This is a genomic window from Paenibacillus sp. MSJ-34 (assembly GCF_018918005.1).
Taxonomy (GTDB): domain Bacteria; phylum Bacillota; class Bacilli; order Paenibacillales; family Paenibacillaceae; genus MSJ-34.
Genome location: NZ_JAHLPR010000002.1, coordinates 142,106 through 158,533, shown reverse-complemented (window position 1 = coordinate 158,533; position 16,428 = coordinate 142,106). Strand labels below are relative to the sequence as shown.

Below are 16,428 nucleotides of genomic sequence, written 5' to 3'. Positions count from 1 at the left end.
TGATTGGAAATGTCTTCATTTTGAGCCCAATAAGGATTGCCAGTTTCGTTAGCGCCTAGGTCCGCGCGGATCGCCTTCAAAATGGGGAATATTACTATCGCGCATGACAACTTCCATGAACTCGAATCCGCAGCCTTTATGGAGGCAATGCAGTGCACTCCCGCAACCATTTGCTTTGGGCACGATCCCATTCGCTCAGGCGGCGACAATTTGGGAACGCAAAAAAGGCCGCCCCAAAGCCACCAAAATGACTCTGGGACGACCTGCTATTTTCAGCTTCGCGCCTGATGATCCGCCAAACTATCGCAGCAATTTCAAAAATTCCCGCATAAATCCCGGCAAATCCGGCCAAGCATGGCCTGAAACAAGATTGCCGTCAAGATGAAGCGTTTCGGAAGTATAAGACGCTCCTATATTTTCAACGTCAAATTTGCATGCGCTATATGCCGTCATCGTGCGCCCTTCGAAATAACCTTTCCCCGGGAGGGCGCTAAATACTAAAGCCGCATGGCAAATCGCCCCGATCGGCTTGTTCGATTCCAGGAAATGTTCGAGAATGCGCGGAATATGCTCGTCGAGCCGAATATATTCCGGCGCCCGGCCTCCCGGAATGATCAGGCCCGCATAATCCGACGGTTCCACATCCGCGAATGCGAGATGCGATTCCAGCCTGTACCCCTGTTTTTCCGTATAAGTATCCCATCCCTCGAAATCATGCACCACCGTTTGCAGCAATTTTTTCTTGGGCGAGGCGATGACGGCTTCGTATCCTTCCTCCAATACGCGAAAATAAGGATAATACACTTCAAGAGCTTCTACGGCGTCTCCAGTAATGATGAGCACTTTTTTGGACATGGAATCAACTCCAATTCATTTTTTTAGGCTTTGCCCTGCATTTATTGTCAACCAACGGATAACCGCTGTAAAGAGGTGGAAAATGCGGAAATTTGTCGTACGAAAAATATTTTTTTTCGCGGTAGGAAAAAACGATTCCGCATCGAAATTAGGGAATGTAAACCAAAATGTTCAGGAGGGAATTATGAAGAAAAAAGCTTTCATCATCGCATCGCTAGCTTGTTTTGCGGCGGTTGCCTTCTCCGCCGGCGTCTTTGCGGCGCAAGACATCAAACTGATCGTGAACGGCAAGACCGCCAAAGCCGATGTGAAAACGATCGACGGTTCGACCTACGTTCCGCTGCGGGCCGTTTCGGAAATGTTAGGCGCCAAAGTCGATTACGATCCGAAGACCAAAACGGTTACGATTACGGGAGCCGCCGGCGCCGGAGAGAAGGAGAACGCAAACGAGAAGGCCGGAACGTCATTGCGCAATGCCGCGCCGATCGGTACGACGGTTTCCTTTTCCGATTCGGGCATATACGAATATGAAGGAACGTTAACCGTGAATGAAGTCATCCGGGGCGAAGAAGCGTGGAAGCTCGTTTCGCAAAACGAGTTCAATAAAGAGCCGAAGGAAGGCTACGAGTATTTGCTGGCAAAAGTAACCTTCGGCGTGACGAAGAACAAGAAAAACGCTGACGAACAAATTGTGATTAACCCTGCCAGGTTCGATCTGCTCTCGGGAGACGGCAAGGTATACGACCGTACTTCCGTGGCCGATCCGGAACCGGGCATCGCCTCGAAATTGTATGCCGGCGCGTCGCATACCGGTTGGGTCGGATTTCATGTGAAAAAGGACGATCCGAATCCGATCATCGCGTACGCCAGATCCCTGGACGGAACGGGCGGAGCCTGGTTGAGAACGTCTAAGTAAGGCAACAAGGGTTCCTCTCCGACTTTACAGAGAGCTTTTGCTTTTCATGGCATATAAAACCGCTGGAGAACACCCCTCCTGCGGTTTTATTATTCTTTGGCGGGCGAAGGGCGCATAAGAGTCGGCATAAAAGTCAGCATGCGGCATGGCGAAGAGCGTATCCCATTCGTCATAGCTCCGAAGTTTGGAGTTAATTGGTAATTCTATCGATTATATGTCACCGGCGTTGCATCGAGAAATTGCTATTCGGACCGTACGGCCGTTATTTCGCGTCAAAATCGCTTATTCACGGTTTAGGCGGACATTGGTTCCGCTATCCGTTCGACGGAGGGCTTATTTTTACGCTTTTGCCGCGAATAGAGGATCGTATGTCCGCGAACTGTCCGAAATTGGGCGTTTTGTCACAATCAGCGTCTTCTGTGTCCGCGAACTTGGGAGCGAGGCGGTAGAACCAATGTGAAGGAATAGTACGGTAATCCGCACAGCTGTTTCAATATTGCTGAAAAAAGTTAATGCAACGCCAGTGATGATTCTGCAAAGGTATACGAAAAATCGTACTAATCGAGCGGCGCACACTGCGAATCCGTCGATTTAGTTCGAAATTTCATACACAATGAGCGATTTCCCCCTATTCCCTACTATATGTACTCTTTAACGGCGAAAACTACCGCTAATTTTTGAGAATCAACTTTTTGGGCAAGTCCGCTCGAAAGCAGTTCCGCAAAATACCGTTAGTTTTCATTTTTTGCCCCGTGAGAACAAGATTACTCCAGAATTTACCGCTAAATAAAAAACGCCTGACGGGTCCTTGCAGCTTACTCGAACCGAAACGATCGAAATAGGAATGGATTCCTCGAAAAAAGCAAGACGCCCGCCGAAGGGTTCCGCCGCGAACGGACATCTTGCGATCAAGCTATTTCAATTTCGTGAACATCCCGTTCCCTGAGCCGACGTATACATCGTTGCCAAGCTTCGTAACATAACCTTCGACCGCCGGCTTCTCGCGCAGGTCGGGATAACCGAACCGCTGGCCGGCCACGCGATTCAGCGCCGTTCCATCCTTGGCGCGCAGCGTATATAGATGCTTCCATCCCTGCACTAGCAGCTCGTCGCCGCGCAGAATCATGCGCGGACCGCCGTCAGTCAGGGGAGATTGCCAAATCGTCCGTCCCGTAGCCAGTTGCAGCGCCGCAGGATGTCCGTCGAGCGCAAGGTACAGCGCATCTTCTTTTACAATGGCGCCTGCGCCCCTTCCTTCCCGTTCCCATACGATTTCGGAATTGACGGTATCGTACAATGCCGTTGTGAATGTTTCATTCGGCCACTCTCGCGAACCGGTAATAAGTAAGAAATACCGTTCGTTTGCTTGTTCTACGCTCTGTTCCCCGATTAAAGGGAGACGATGCGTCACTTTACCCGTTTTCGTATCGATTCGCAACAGTTCGTCCTTTGCGGGAAGCCAACGTTCCGCCGGAGCAGGCGAGCCTAGATCCCTTTCGTCGACGGAATAAGGGAAATTTTCATAGAGGCCCGATTTGAACCTGGACATGTCGATGTTTTCAGGGAGTTCCCATCTTTTCTTCCCGGTTCGCGAATCGTATGCGGACAGGCGATTTTTCGAAGCGATCAATACGTTATCGCGCGACTGCCGATCCAGGATCAGGCTCTCGCTGTCCGCGAGCGTTTTGGTCCATAGCGACTTGCCGGTCGACTCGTCAAACGCGGTCAGTTTCCCGCTCCTCTTGCCTTCCCAATCGCTCTTCTGCATGACGATTACCCCATTCGCTTTCGAAAACTCAAGACGGTAATTCTCGTATTCCTTGCTATTGCGATTGAATCTCTTGCTCCATACCGTCTTGCCGGTGTTTGCGCTGATATACCGCAGCGAGGGCGAGTCGCCGTATGCGGTGTAAACGGCTACGTTCCGGCGGTCTTCGGAAATAAAATAGGCGAGTTCCTCGTTTTTGACATCGATCGTCCACCGCTTGCCCCCGGTCGCCGCGTCAACACCATACAGCTTTTTATCGTAATGCATGCCGCTGTATCCGCCGTCATCCGCCAATACAAGGAGCGTTGAGCCAGCTTTGCCGACAAGGAAATTGTAGGCGAGTTCGCTTTGAAACTTCCACGCTTCCTCTTTCCGTACGGATCGTACGAACGGTTCCTTTCTTAATATATGGGAAAGGCGGCCGCTTTCTCCATCCATCTCAACTACGCTCAAATACCCGGTCTCGCCTTCCGGATAGGCAAACTCAATCCCGCGAACGGTTTTATCCTTCGACCAGGTCACGGCCATTTGCCAAGCATCGGTTTCGTATCTCCAAACGTCCAACGTTTGCAGCGGTTCTCCCGTCATATTGACGGCTTCGGACGATTCCCGGAAGGACGGTTCGCCGAAAATTTGCTTGAACTTCGATGCCGCATCGCCGGGCCGAATATTGGCGTTTACGGCAGCTTTCGTAAAACTGAGCGATCGAGCATCCGATTTTACAGGCTCGACGTCCCGTTCCCGAATCCACCCTGCCCGCGGCGCCCGCTCATTTTCCGCCTGTTCCTGGTACAGATATACTTTCAACCAGTCTTTGTAACGCGCTATCGCCTGCACTCTTTGTCCGATTTCCGCGACGCCGCGTTCCACCGAATCATTCGGGTACAGGGCTAAGGACGTTGTCGCCTTCATGGCGAAATCTTGCGGCAGCATACCGCTCATTTCCTCCGTCTCCGGCGTCAAATACCAGATCGGGATCCAGCCGAAGTCGCTTTCGAAATCGATGAGGGCGTAATGTTCGGTAAGCGCGGTTACCAAAAACGCTTGCTCCGGTTTCGGATAGAACAACGCCTCCCGTTCCGCCGCGCGCGGCAAAGCGTAAGCTGCATCGGTTCCGGAGGGCAAGCGGTAAGTTTGGCCGATTTCGATTCCGTAACGCTCGGCCAACCTATTAGCCGCGGAATCGCCGGGCGGAATGTCCGCTGTGCCGGAATAAGAGGAGACAACTCGGCCGTCCTTAAGGGCATACGCAATATACTGCGATACTTTGTCATGATCCCATTCGACGATAAGCTGCTCGCGAACCGCGCCGCTGCGCAGTCCGTCGAAATCGACGTCCACCGTATATCCGTTCCTGTCAGCAAGGGGCGTAAACTGGTACGAGGAATCGGCAACATCGTACCGCCAATACTCCCGCGTGATCAACTCCCCGCCCTCATAACGGGATTTTTGGAATTCATAGTCGGGCGATTCCAGCACTCGCACCAATTGTTCTTTGCTCATGCCGATTTGAATTTGCCTCGTGTCCGGCAAACCGGATGACCGGTCGCCCTTCGGGACAAGCGATCCCTTCTCCTTCAGCTGTTCGGTCGATACTTCCACGAGATTCGCAGACGTCGGGCCGCCGGATTCGAAAGGCTTCCGCGAAGAATCGCCTCCGTCTTTCGCCGCCGCGCAGCCCGCTGCCAACGCGAGCACCGCCGCAAAATATATGGATTTCACCCATCTCGTTTTCATGTCATTCTCTCCGTCTTTCATTGTATATTTTTTTCATTCGTTTCTAATTATATGACGAGAGTGGAGAATGGATTGTTACGCTTCCTTCCGAACTTTCTTTTCCGGATCCAGCGCTGAAATGAGCCGCCGCTTGCATTACGATTGATCAGCCTTCACAATCCGGTCCAATACCGTCTGGCCCTCCGCCTGAATCCTGTCCAGCGCCTCGTCCAAAGTCGTCTCTTTGGCTTGCACCCGCTGAATTTCCCGTTTCGTCAGTTCCTCAAAGAGCGGATAAAATTCATTGGGGATATCGCTTTCGCGGCCGTTACTCACGGTCTTGGGTTTAAGCGCATAGAAGGCCTCCAGTCCGTTCTCCGCATATTCTTCTTTGTAAGAACCCATTCTGGAGAGCAGGTTACCGTTCATCGTTCGTGATTTGATCTTAGCATATTCGACCCCGTTGACATATTTAATAAACTCCCAAGCGGCATCCGAATTCGGCGAACCGGCCCGAATCGCAAATATTTCCTGCAACTGAATATCTCTTGACGAATCCGGCTCGAACGGGTCTACCGGACCTGCCGCAATCCCCAGTTGAAAAGGTTTAAAAGCCTTGATTCGTTCTTTTACCTGCTTTATATTTTGAAGCAAATAAGAATCGTCCACGGTCATCGCCATCCGTCCCATCAAAAACGGCTTATGCAGATAATACTCCTCTAAAGAACCGCCCCAAAAGTCCTCTTTCGGGCTGTAAATTGCCCCGGAATTCGCCGCTTCCAAAGCCATCTTCCAAACGTTTCTCCATGAATCGGTGTTTGCCGTCACTTTCAACGTACCGGGATTGACAGTGGTCAGTCCTTGGGTATAAGCGATACTGCTTGCTAAAGTATCTAGAAGACGATCGGAGGTCACGGAACCTTGCAGTCCGAACCCGTACACCCGCTCCTTCTCGTCGCCATCCGCCGGAAAACGCCGCGCCAATTCGAGTATTTCCTGCCAGGTCATTTTGTCATGCGGCAATTCGACTCCATACTTGGCGAACAAATCCGCGTTATAGAACAGCGCGTTGCCGTAAAACCTCGGACTGAGCCCGTACAGTTTGCCACCGCCCTTTTCTTTCAACAAATCGATGATGGTAGGATAAATGCCGTCGATGTCGTAGTTTTCTTTGCGAATGAAAGAATCCAGTTCCAACAGCATCCCGTCCGCGGCATATAGTTCGTATTGCTCCGCGCTGAGCAGCACAACATCCGGCTGCTCCTTATTGATAAAGTTGGTCTCCGCCTTGATGCCGTCTTTTTCCGATTCATAATCAATACCGCGATAGTCTACGACCTGCACTTCAATATTGGGGTATTTCGTAGAGAATAAATCGCCGTATTCCTGATAAAAATAGTCCTCGCTATAATACATAATTTTGAGACGCCGAGGCTCAGCGGACTTTTCCGGCTTGACGAGCGTACATCCCCCAAGCGCAATACAAAGCGCGATAACGAACATCTTATATATTTGTTTGACTCTCATTGCGACCTCCAAAGGCTGAAGTGAGGAAGAACGTTTTTTACCGAAAAACTATATTGCCGCCGGCAATGTGAAAGCCGTATGTATCGATGAATTTCACCAGCTCTTGATCGCTTATTGACACGATCTTCTCGATTTGGTTGCTGCCGTTTCTGATCACTTGCACGTCAACCGCGCCTCTTGCGTCGAAATAAAGAGTATCGGTTTCCCTTTTCGCAGCCGCATTCCCGTCAATCAATAACCTGATCGCTTTGTTGTCCCATAAATAGCGCTGTGTCTTTGGATCGTACTCGATTCCGTAATCCGTATAGACGTCTAACGATTCATCGCTTGCACCCGGGCCGTCGCCCTGCTCGAATGCAAACGTATAGTTGGAGCCGACAGTCGCTTGAACGTCGTCTGCCGTACCTGGCGTAAATACCGTAACGGCAGTCGCCTGCATGTCTTCTGCAGTGCCGGCCGCGAAGACCGAAACGGCTCCCAGGGTCAACGCCACGGACAAAACGATCGTTGCGACCGATGCTTTTCTAAATTTCATAATGGATACGATTCTTTCTTGGACGGCATTTTTACCGAATCCGTTATACAATGGGGCAAACTTTGAATTCCGCTCCGCCATAGCGATCAAAGACAATGCATAATCCGCCTTCTTGTCATCGCCGAGCTTCTGTAACACCTTTTCGTCGCAGGCCAGTTCCAAATCTCTGTTCAAGAGCATATACAAGAGCCAGACTAGCGGATTGAACCAATGGATACAAAGCGCCAGTGCCGATACGGTCTTCCATACCACATCGAAATGCTTGATATGCGTCAATTCGTGAGTAAGAACCTGTTTCAATAGCCCCTCATCGCTTAGATCCAACGCCTTCGGCAAAATAATTCTCGGTTTCAACAAGCCGCAGGCGATCGGGGTCGTGATTCGATCGGAAACCAGTATTCGGATGGGGCGAACGGTTTTATGTCCGCGCAGCCACTCCTCTATGAAGGGATGATGCCGAAGCGGCAAAGCCGTTCGAATCTCCCTGTAGCTTCTATAAAAAGCGGCTATACAATAAACGGACAGCAGTATCGTTCCCGCAAGCCAAACGACAACGATCGGAGCGATGAATTCGCTTCGATCCGACGTAGCGGTACCACCTGCGTATGAATGGGCCAAACCGGGAACGCCTTCCATAGATTGCCCGTTGGCGAGAGTTGAGATATCGGCAGCCGGAGAAGGAAGAAACGATGCTGCGCTGCCGATCCAATCGGATACGGTCCATAGGGGTAATGCGGGTATCGGAATGGAAACAGGAAGGATCAGCCGACATACCGCAATGCCCCATAGGATCACAAATGTTGTTTTGGGCAGCTTATCGATCGCAAGCGCTCTTACTATTGCAATGAAGGCTATCAAGGCTCCTGCCGAAATGCTCATTTGGAGAATCATCATCACAAATCCCTCACTTTAGGCGCTCAACAATTTGCTTTAACTTGTCGATCTCCGCTTTAGTCAAATTTTTCTCGTTAATAAAGGAAGAAAAGAACAGCTCGGCAGAACCGTCGAACATTTTGTTGATCAAACCCATCGTTTCCTGTTCCTGTACTTGCTCCTTGGACACTAGCGCCTTGCATACGAAATTCGGCTCCACTCGTTCGATTGCATTTTTTTCGATTAGTTTTTTAATCACCGTATAAGTCGTATTTCGATTCCAGCCCGTTTCTTCTTTCAAAAGCTTGGCAAGCTGCCCGGCCGACAAATCCCCCTCTCTCCATAATGCTTCCATCACTTTTAATTCCGAATCAAACAATTTAATTTCCATGTTATTCTCTCCTTGCGTGACTATTGCAATAGTTATCATGCATCAATACTATCGCAGTAGTCACACCTTGTCAATGACGATTATAGTAGTTAATCAAAAATTGGGGATTACCGAACCTAGAGTTGTGTCGAAAACAAAAAAAGCCGCCGATCTCCCGGGCTTACCTTTGCGGGTGATCGACGGCGCGAGGTTCGGACTTTTTATCGTTTCGTCCTGCAAGCTTGCCTATTCCATCGGCACTTCAATTTCTCCGTTCACAATCTTCTCTTTATATTCTTCGACTTGTTTCAGAACGTCCTCGGGCACGTTTTTCGAAGAGGTGTCGGCAATGCCGACCCCGTTCTCTTTCAGCCCCAGTTCGAGCGTAGTTCCGCCTTCGAACGTTCCGTCGATCAGCTCTTCGGAGACGCGGTATACGGCTTCATCCACCCGTTTCATCATGGACGTCAATGTAACGTCGTCGCCGTACTCCAAGGACTGGTCTCTATCTACGCCGATGACCCATACTCGCTTTCCTTGTTTCAACCGGTCCGACGCTTCGTTGAACACACCCGCGCCGGTGCCGCTCGAAGCGTGGAAGATAATATCGGCCCCCGCGTTATAAATGGTCGCCGCCGCCGCTTTGCCGAGATCCGGCTTATCGAACGCGCCGGTATAGTTGACGATAATTTCCGCGTCCGGATTGACCGCCTTCACTCCCGCTTTAAAACCGGCTTCGAATTTGGCGATAACCGGAATTTTCATTCCCCCGACGAAACCGACTTTGTCCGATTCGGTCATTAATCCCGCAATGACGCCGACAAGAAAGGATCCTTCATGCTCCTTGAACAAGACCGACTTCACATTCGGTTCGTCCACTTCATTATCCACAATGGCCAGCTTCGCGTTCGGGTTGTCCCGAGCCACCTTCTGAACCGCCTCCACCATGACGAATCCCGTCCCCCATGTCAGGTCGTAACCGTTCTTTACAAATTGGCTCAAATTCGGAACGAAATCGGCGTCGGTTTTACTCTGCAAATATTTAATATCCGCGCCTTTGTCTTTTTTGATCTGCTCCAAAGCTTCCCAAGCGGTTTGGCTGAACGCCTTGTCGTTCACCCCTCCGATATCCGTTACCAAGCCGATTCGGACCGATTGTTGACCCGCGTTCCCTTCGTTCTGTTCGGTACCGCCGGCGCTTTTGCCCGAATTGCAAGCGCTAACAATCATTGATACGAAAAGCATGAAAACGACCGACACCCAAGATAACCTTTTCAACAGAATTCCTCCCTTTAATCAATAATAGTTTAACAAATAAATGTTTGTTTATTAAACTTATGTTTATTTATAGCATATGCAAACCGAACTATCAATACTAAAAAAATGTTCCAAAACGAAGGAAGCGGAAATAAGCGGCAAGTTGCAAATAAAAAATTTACTATTGTTTTTACAACAAACATATGTTTATAATGATGTGAAAAAGGATGGTGACAAACATTGGACAAAGATAAGGACAAACAGATTTTAGATTACATCAGGCTGAATCCTTATATATCGCAACAGGAATTAGCGGATAAACTCGGTTTATCCCGTCCGGCGATCGCGGGGTATATTTCCAACCTGACCAAGAAAGGAGTGATTAAAGGGCGGGCGTACGTATTGCGCGAAGATACGGTCATCACTTGTATCGGCACGTCCAATTTCGACCGGAAAGCCTACAGCAAGCAAAAAATGATTACAGGCACGGCCAATCCGGTCGAATTCAGCGAATCATGCGGAGGCGTGGCGCGGAATGTCGCGGAAAATTTGGCCCGGCTCGGCCTTCACGCGACGTTGGTATCTTGCGTCGGCAACGACCGGGAAGGAGAGCTGCTCCTGGACGAAACGCGGCGCGCCGGCGTCGATGTCAGCCAAGTCAATGTGCTGCCGGACGAAAGAACCGGCACGTACACGACATTGCTGGACACGACGGGGGAAATGTTCATTGCCATCGCCAATTACAATGTATTGGACCGGTTAACGAGTTCGATGTTGGCGGAGCGCTGGTCGGCGGTCGCCTCCTCGCAAGCCGTCTTCCTCGATTCCAACGTATCGGCGGAGAGTCTCTCTTATGTCATCGAACGTTGCAGGGACGAGAATATCCCGCTCTATGTCGATCCGGTATCGCTGCCGGATGCGCAGAAGCTTCCGCAAAGGCTCGACGGCGTTCACTGCATATTTCCGAATCGCCACGAAGCCGGATTTTTGGCGGGCATGGTGATCGAGAGGGCGGAAGATTGCCGCATAGCCGCCCGCAAAATAAAAGACAAAGGAGTGCGCAACGTCATCATTACGATGGGCGACCAAGGATTGTTCTATTCTTCCGAGGAAGAGGAACGGTTCTTGCCCACTTTTTCAACCGAAGTCGTAGACGTTACGGGTGCGGGCGACGCCTTTACGGCAGGGTATTTATTCGGCATCGTCCGGGAGGAAAGCATGCATCGCGCCTGCCAATTAGGCCTGGCCGCTTCCTCAATCGCTTTGCAAAGCGATCAATCCGTTTCGCCCAAGCTGCAGCCGAATCTATTGTATTCCCTATTAAACGAACATAACGATGAGGAGGTCCTAACGCAATGAAATCTTATATAACGATATCCGAAGAAGTGCAATCGGCTCTGGAGCAAAAGCTTCCTGTCGTCGCCCTCGAAACGACGATTATCTCTTTCGGATTCCCGCATCCGTACAATATTCAAATGGCATTGGAGATGGAGGAAATTATTCGCCGGCATGGCGCCGTTCCCGCAACGATCGGCCTGAAGGAAGGGAAAATCAAGGTAGGCTTAAGTAAAGCGGAAATCGAGGAGTTCGCCACGGAAGGCTCGGTGTTGAAGGCGGGCCGGCGCGATTTCCCTTATGTGCTCGGGCAGAAGAAGTTGGGGGCCACCACCATTTCCGGCACGATGATCGCCGCCGGACTGGCAGGCATCCGAGTATTCGCCACGGGAGGATTGGGCGGCGTACATCGCCACGGCGAAGTGACATGGGACGTTTCCGTCGATTTGACCGAAATGTCGCTTACCAATGTCGCGGTCGTCAGTTCCGGCGCCAAAGCGATTCTCGACCTGGGCCGGACATTGGAAGTGTTGGAGACGTTAGGCGTGCCGGTCGTCGGATACCAATCGGATTATTTCGCCTCGTTCTATTCCCGCCAAAGCGGATTGAAAGCCAATTTCCGGCTGGACACCCCGGAGGAAGTCGCGGCGATGATGGACGCGAAATGGAGTATCGGCCTGAACGGCGGAATTCTTGTCGCGAACCCCGTACCGGAGCAGGACGAAATTCCGTTCGCCGAAATCGACGAAATTATTAAGCAAGCGGTGGAAGAAGCGAACGCCGAAGGCATCGCCGGGAAAGAAGTGACGCCGTATCTGCTGAAGCGCATCAATCATCATACGAAAGGCCGGAGTCTGGAGACGAATATTGCGCTGGTTAGAGAAAATGCAAAAGTAGGCGCGCAAATCGCCGTCGCCTATCAACATCTGCAAAACAACAGGTAGGTGAGATGACAATGGCGCCAAATGCCGCAGTGGAGTTGAAAAAGATTACAAAACGTTTCCCCGGCATCGTCGCGAACGATTCGATCGATTTCAAGCTGGAGAAGGGAAGCGTTCACGCCTTGCTCGGCGAGAACGGAGCGGGCAAATCCACGCTAATGAATATTCTCTTCGGACTGTATCAACCGGACGAAGGCAGCATTGAGATCGATGGAAAAGAAGTCGCCATCAACGGGCCAAACGAAGCGATCGGGTACGGAATCGGGATGGTGCACCAGCATTTCAAGCTCGTCAGCCCTTTTACGGTCGCCGAGAATATTATTCTCGGCATGGAGCCGAAGCGCGGCGGGCGCATCGATACCCGTTCGGCCGTCCGTAAAGTGCAGGCCTTGTCGGAACAATACGGATTGCATGTCGATCCCCAAGCGAAAATCGCGGAAATATCGGTTGGCATGCAGCAAAGAGTGGAGATTTTGAAAACGCTTTACCGCGGCGCGAACATTCTTATTTTCGACGAACCGACGGCGGTTCTTACCCCGCAAGAAATTTCCGAACTGCTGGACATTATGAAACGTTTGGTTGCCGAAGGCAAATCGATTATATTGATTACCCATAAATTGAAGGAAATTATGCAAATCGCCGACACGGTGACCGTTATCAGGCGCGGCAAAGCAATCGATACTTGCCCCGTATCCGGGACGAACCCGGATGAGCTCGCCGAGAAAATGGTCGGGCGAAGCGTCAATTTCAGCGTGGAGAAACAGCCTGCAAAGCCCGGCCCGGTCGTCCTGAAAGTCGACAAGCTTGTCAGCCGCAATAAGGACGGCGTCCAAGCGCTGAATGAAATCTCCTTCGAGATTCGGGCGGGCGAAATTGTCGGAATCGCCGGGGTCGACGGCAATGGACAGACGGAACTGATCGAAGCGATATCCGGGCTAAGAAAAGCCGATAGCGGGAGCATTCGCCTGAACGGCCAAGAACTGACTTCCTTAACGCCGCGCCAAATATCGGAAGCGGGGCTGTCGCATATTCCGGAGGATCGCCATAAGCACGGTCTTGTGTTGGATTTTACGATGAGTGAAAATATGGTGCTGCAAACGTATTTTCATCCCGAATTCCAAAAACGGGGGCTGCTCAATTATAAAGCGATCGACCGCAAGGCGGAGACGTTAATTGCCGAATTCGACGTTAGAACGCCTGACATCCACACTCCCGCCCGCGCACTGTCCGGAGGCAATCAGCAGAAGGCGATTATTGCCAGAGAGATCGACAAAAATCCGGATCTGCTCATCGCCGCTCAGCCGATTCGAGGCTTGGATATCGGGGCGATCGAATTTGTGCATAAACAGCTGATCGCTCATCGCGACCGCGGAAAAGCCGTGCTTCTCGTGTCCTTCGAGCTGGACGAAATTCTGAACGTGGCGGACCGGATTGCGGTCATTTACGAAGGTCGAATCATAGGCGAGGTATATCCGCATGAAACGAATCATCAGGAACTGGGCCTGATGATGGCGGGAAGCGATAAACGTTCAAAATCGAGGTGATACGATGCGCAAATTGGCGACATGGTTGCAAGGAGACTCGCTTATTATTTCATTCGTTTCTATTTTTCTAGGTTTGCTCTGCGGCGCGGTCATTATGCTGATGGGCGGATACAATCCGATCGTCGCCTATTCTTACCTGTTCGCCAAAGTGTTCGGCAATATGTATGATTTGGGCGAAACTTTGCGGCAGATCAGCCCGCTTATTCTTACCGGTCTGGCCGTCGCCTTCGCGTTCCGGTCCGGACTGTTCAATGTAGGCGGCGAAGGGCAATTTATTATGGGCATGACGGGGGCAACGATCGTAGGAATCAAGCTGTCGCTTCCATGGTTCATCCACGCTCCCCTTGCCGTAATCGCCGGAGCGCTGTTCGGCGGCCTGTGGGCGGCCATTGCCGGGTTTTTTAAAGCGAAGCGCGGGGTTAACGAAGTCATTACGACGATCATGTTGAACTGGATCGCCATGTTCCTTGCCAACTATTTGATCGGAGCGTTCCTAATCGAAGCAGGCCAGCAACGTTCGCAAACGATCCATGACTCCGCATCCGTTACGATCGCCCCTCTGCTCCCTTTGTTCGATAACGCGCGCATCCACTGGGGCATGCTGCTGTCGTTCGGATGCGTCCTGATCTATTACTTGGTGATGTGGAAAATGAAGCAAGGCTACGAATTTCGGGCGATCGGCCATAATGCCGAAGCAGCCAAATATGCCGGCATGAATATTAGCAAAAGCATCGTGAGCGCTATGTTCCTTAGCGGCATGTTCGCCGGTTTGGCGGGAGCGTTCGAGGTTCTCGGCGTATTTCATTATCAGCCCGTCGCGACCGCCTTCCCCGGTTACGGCATTGACGGCATCGCGGTAGCGCTGCTCGGCATGAGCAATCCGATTGGCGTCGTCCTCGCCGCCTTCCTGCTCGGATCGCTCACGTACGGAGCGGCGGGGATGAGTTTCGGAACGGATGCGCCTCCTGAAATTATTCGCGTCGTGATCGGTTCGATTATTTTCTTCGTCGCTACGCAAGGCATGATACGTTTCGTTCTGAAACGGTTTTATCCAAAAGGTACCGGGAAGAAGGTGATGTAAGATGGATGCAATGGACGTCATCGGTAACATTATCAACATTACCCTTGTATACGCCACCGCGTTAATCTTTACTTCCATGGGCGGAATCGTTTCCGAGAAATCCGGAGTCATCAATATCGGTTTGGAAGGACTTATGACGATCGGGGCTTTTACCGCGGCGATAACCGCCTTTTATATGCAAACAAAGCTCGGAATGGGGGCGAGTTCCCTCTGGATCGGCATGATCGCCGCCATGATCGCTTCCGCGGCATTCTCGTGCATCCATGCGGTCGCCTCCGTTTCATTCAAGGCGAATCAAATCGTTAGCGGCGTGGTCGTAAACTTTTTGGCGGCGGGATTGGCCGTCTATTTGGTCAAGCTGTTGTTCGACGGATCGGGAACGACAGACACATTGAAGGTGGTATTCGGCAAAATCGAAATTCCTTTCCTTTCCTCGCTCCCGATTATCGGAAACGGAATATTCGTCGCCTATCCGACCACTTTTCTGGCACTCATTCTTGTCGTTGCAATCTATTACGTATTGTTTAAAACTCCGTTCGGTCTGCGCTTGCGGGCCGTCGGCGAGCACCCCAGCGCGGCGGATACCGTCGGCGTCAAAGTGTCTCGTATGCGGTATATGGCCGTCATGTTAAGCGGCGCTCTGGCGGGACTCGGAGGAGCGACGATCGTGTTGACGACGACCAGCAATTTCTCCCATAATACGATTACCGGGCAAGGATATATTGCGCTCGCGGCCATGATTTTCGGCAAGTGGAATCCGTTCGGAGCGTTGGTGGCTACGCTGTTCTTCGGATTTTCGCAGGCGCTCGGGAATATTGTGCAGTTGTATCCGTGGGCGAACGATATCCCGCGGGAGTTTATCTATATGCTTCCTTATATTTTAACGATTCTCATCTTGGTCGGGGCGATCGGCCGCGCTTATCCGCCCGCTGCGCTCGGCGAGCCTTACGACCCGAACAAACGTTAAGTTAGCGGCGCTGCCTGGAGATCGCAATTCTCTGGGCAGTTTTTATAGCGGACAGTGGATCCCTTATTTGGCGAAAAAGCCCCTTTTTCCGCATGCTGGAGGACAGAGCTTCCGTTATCTGTGACAAATCGTCTTTTCGGGCCTGTTCCGGGTCAAATTGCGGATCGTGTGTCCGCCAATCATCGAAAAAACGCTCATCTAGCCAATTTAACGGAAGCTGTATCCGCCAAATCGCTTACCGCAGTCGCTTTCCCGTTTCTCGCGATCAAGCGGCTTAGAACAAACAAAAATCGCCCCCTGGCCATCATGCGGCCAAGGGACGATATGCTAGACGAGACTTATACGGCTCGCCGTACGCGCCCTTCCGTCTTACGATTCGCTTCGCTCGTTCTCTCGATCTCGATTCATCCGTTCGTGCACCAGCCCCATCGCCGTGCCGATGACGTAAATATGAACGCTGCCGACCAGAAATCCGAGGCCGACCATCAGGCCCGTATTTTGATCGCTGAAATGATATAAATTGAACAGGCATAGCAGCAAGCCTATGCCGAATACGGCCCAAGCCATCCAAGTCATCGCTTTGACCAAACTCCGGGCGCTTCCTTCATTGCCGCCTTTCACTCCGCTTACGGATACTGTCTTTGTCGTCATCTCGAACACTCCCGTACTGTTGTAAGTGCTTACTTATCTATACTATACCACATGTATCCGAATTTGTTCATACAATTTTCGAAATTTGATCA

Annotated in this window: 13 protein-coding genes; 6 read left to right on the top strand and 7 right to left on the bottom strand. The window is 51.2% G+C overall.

Going from position 1 to position 16,428, the window contains the following annotated elements; all coding sequences use genetic code 11:
- Positions 1–300: 300 nt before the first annotated feature.
- A complete protein-coding gene (locus KQI79_RS01800) occupies positions 301–855 on the bottom strand; it encodes a DJ-1/PfpI family protein (protein ID WP_216536501.1) in 555 nt (184 codons plus the stop codon).
- 184 nt (positions 856–1,039) lie between these two features.
- Here KQI79_RS01800 and KQI79_RS01795 point away from each other — a divergent pair, with 184 nt between their 5' ends.
- Positions 1,040–1,771 (top strand): DUF4352 domain-containing protein, encoded by a 732-nt coding sequence (locus KQI79_RS01795; protein ID WP_230192098.1) that lies wholly within the window; start codon positions 1,040–1,042, stop codon positions 1,769–1,771.
- A 913-nt stretch (positions 1,772–2,684) separates the two neighbouring features.
- On the opposite strand, the gene KQI79_RS01790 is transcribed toward KQI79_RS01795, so the two are convergent.
- From KQI79_RS01790 to KQI79_RS01770, 5 genes are all read right to left on the bottom strand, one after another.
- Positions 2,685–5,276 carry an outer membrane protein assembly factor BamB family protein gene (locus KQI79_RS01790; RefSeq protein ID WP_216536499.1) on the bottom strand — a complete coding sequence of 864 codons (2,592 nt, stop codon included), beginning with the start codon at positions 5,274–5,276 and terminating at the stop codon, positions 2,685–2,687.
- 135 nt (positions 5,277–5,411) lie between these two features.
- Positions 5,412–6,782, bottom strand: coding sequence for an ABC transporter substrate-binding protein (locus KQI79_RS01785; protein WP_216536498.1), 1,371 nt, complete (start codon positions 6,780–6,782; stop codon positions 5,412–5,414).
- A gap of 37 nt (positions 6,783–6,819) precedes the next feature.
- Complete coding sequence (locus KQI79_RS01780) at positions 6,820–8,211, bottom strand: M56 family metallopeptidase (protein WP_216536497.1); 1,392 nt, start codon at positions 8,209–8,211, stop codon at positions 6,820–6,822.
- A gap of 10 nt (positions 8,212–8,221) precedes the next feature.
- Complete coding sequence (locus KQI79_RS01775) at positions 8,222–8,581, bottom strand: BlaI/MecI/CopY family transcriptional regulator (RefSeq protein WP_216536496.1); 360 nt, start codon at positions 8,579–8,581, stop codon at positions 8,222–8,224.
- 225 nt (positions 8,582–8,806) lie between these two features.
- On the bottom strand, positions 8,807–9,838 hold the full coding sequence (locus KQI79_RS01770; RefSeq protein ID WP_216536495.1) for a BMP family lipoprotein: 1,032 nt from the start codon (positions 9,836–9,838) through the stop codon (positions 8,807–8,809).
- A 219-nt stretch (positions 9,839–10,057) separates the two neighbouring features.
- Here KQI79_RS01770 and KQI79_RS01765 point away from each other — a divergent pair, with 219 nt between their 5' ends.
- Genes KQI79_RS01765 through KQI79_RS01745 form a run of 5 tightly spaced genes read left to right on the top strand, consistent with a single transcriptional unit; the run spans position 10,058 to position 15,685 of the window.
- Positions 10,058–11,176: a carbohydrate kinase gene (locus KQI79_RS01765; protein ID WP_216536494.1), complete on the top strand. Its 1,119-nt coding sequence runs from the start codon at positions 10,058–10,060 to the stop codon at positions 11,174–11,176.
- Positions 11,173–12,096 carry a pseudouridine-5'-phosphate glycosidase gene (locus KQI79_RS01760; RefSeq protein WP_216536493.1) on the top strand — a complete coding sequence of 308 codons (924 nt, stop codon included), beginning with the start codon at positions 11,173–11,175 and terminating at the stop codon, positions 12,094–12,096. The genes KQI79_RS01765 and KQI79_RS01760 overlap by 4 nt, the downstream gene beginning before the upstream one ends.
- 11 nt (positions 12,097–12,107) lie before the next feature.
- On the top strand, positions 12,108–13,637 hold the full coding sequence (locus KQI79_RS01755) for an ABC transporter ATP-binding protein (RefSeq protein WP_216536492.1): 1,530 nt from the start codon (positions 12,108–12,110) through the stop codon (positions 13,635–13,637).
- 4 nt (positions 13,638–13,641) lie between these two features.
- Positions 13,642–14,718 (top strand): ABC transporter permease, encoded by a 1,077-nt coding sequence (locus tag KQI79_RS01750; protein WP_216536491.1) that lies wholly within the window; start codon positions 13,642–13,644, stop codon positions 14,716–14,718.
- A 1-nt stretch (position 14,719) separates the two neighbouring features.
- On the top strand, positions 14,720–15,685 hold the full coding sequence (locus KQI79_RS01745; RefSeq protein WP_216536490.1) for an ABC transporter permease: 966 nt from the start codon (positions 14,720–14,722) through the stop codon (positions 15,683–15,685).
- Between the two features lie 369 nt (positions 15,686–16,054).
- Here the strand turns inward: KQI79_RS01745 and KQI79_RS01740 are convergent, their stop codons facing one another.
- Complete coding sequence (locus KQI79_RS01740; protein ID WP_216536489.1) at positions 16,055–16,336, bottom strand: hypothetical protein; 282 nt, start codon at positions 16,334–16,336, stop codon at positions 16,055–16,057.
- Positions 16,337–16,428 lie beyond the last annotated feature (92 nt).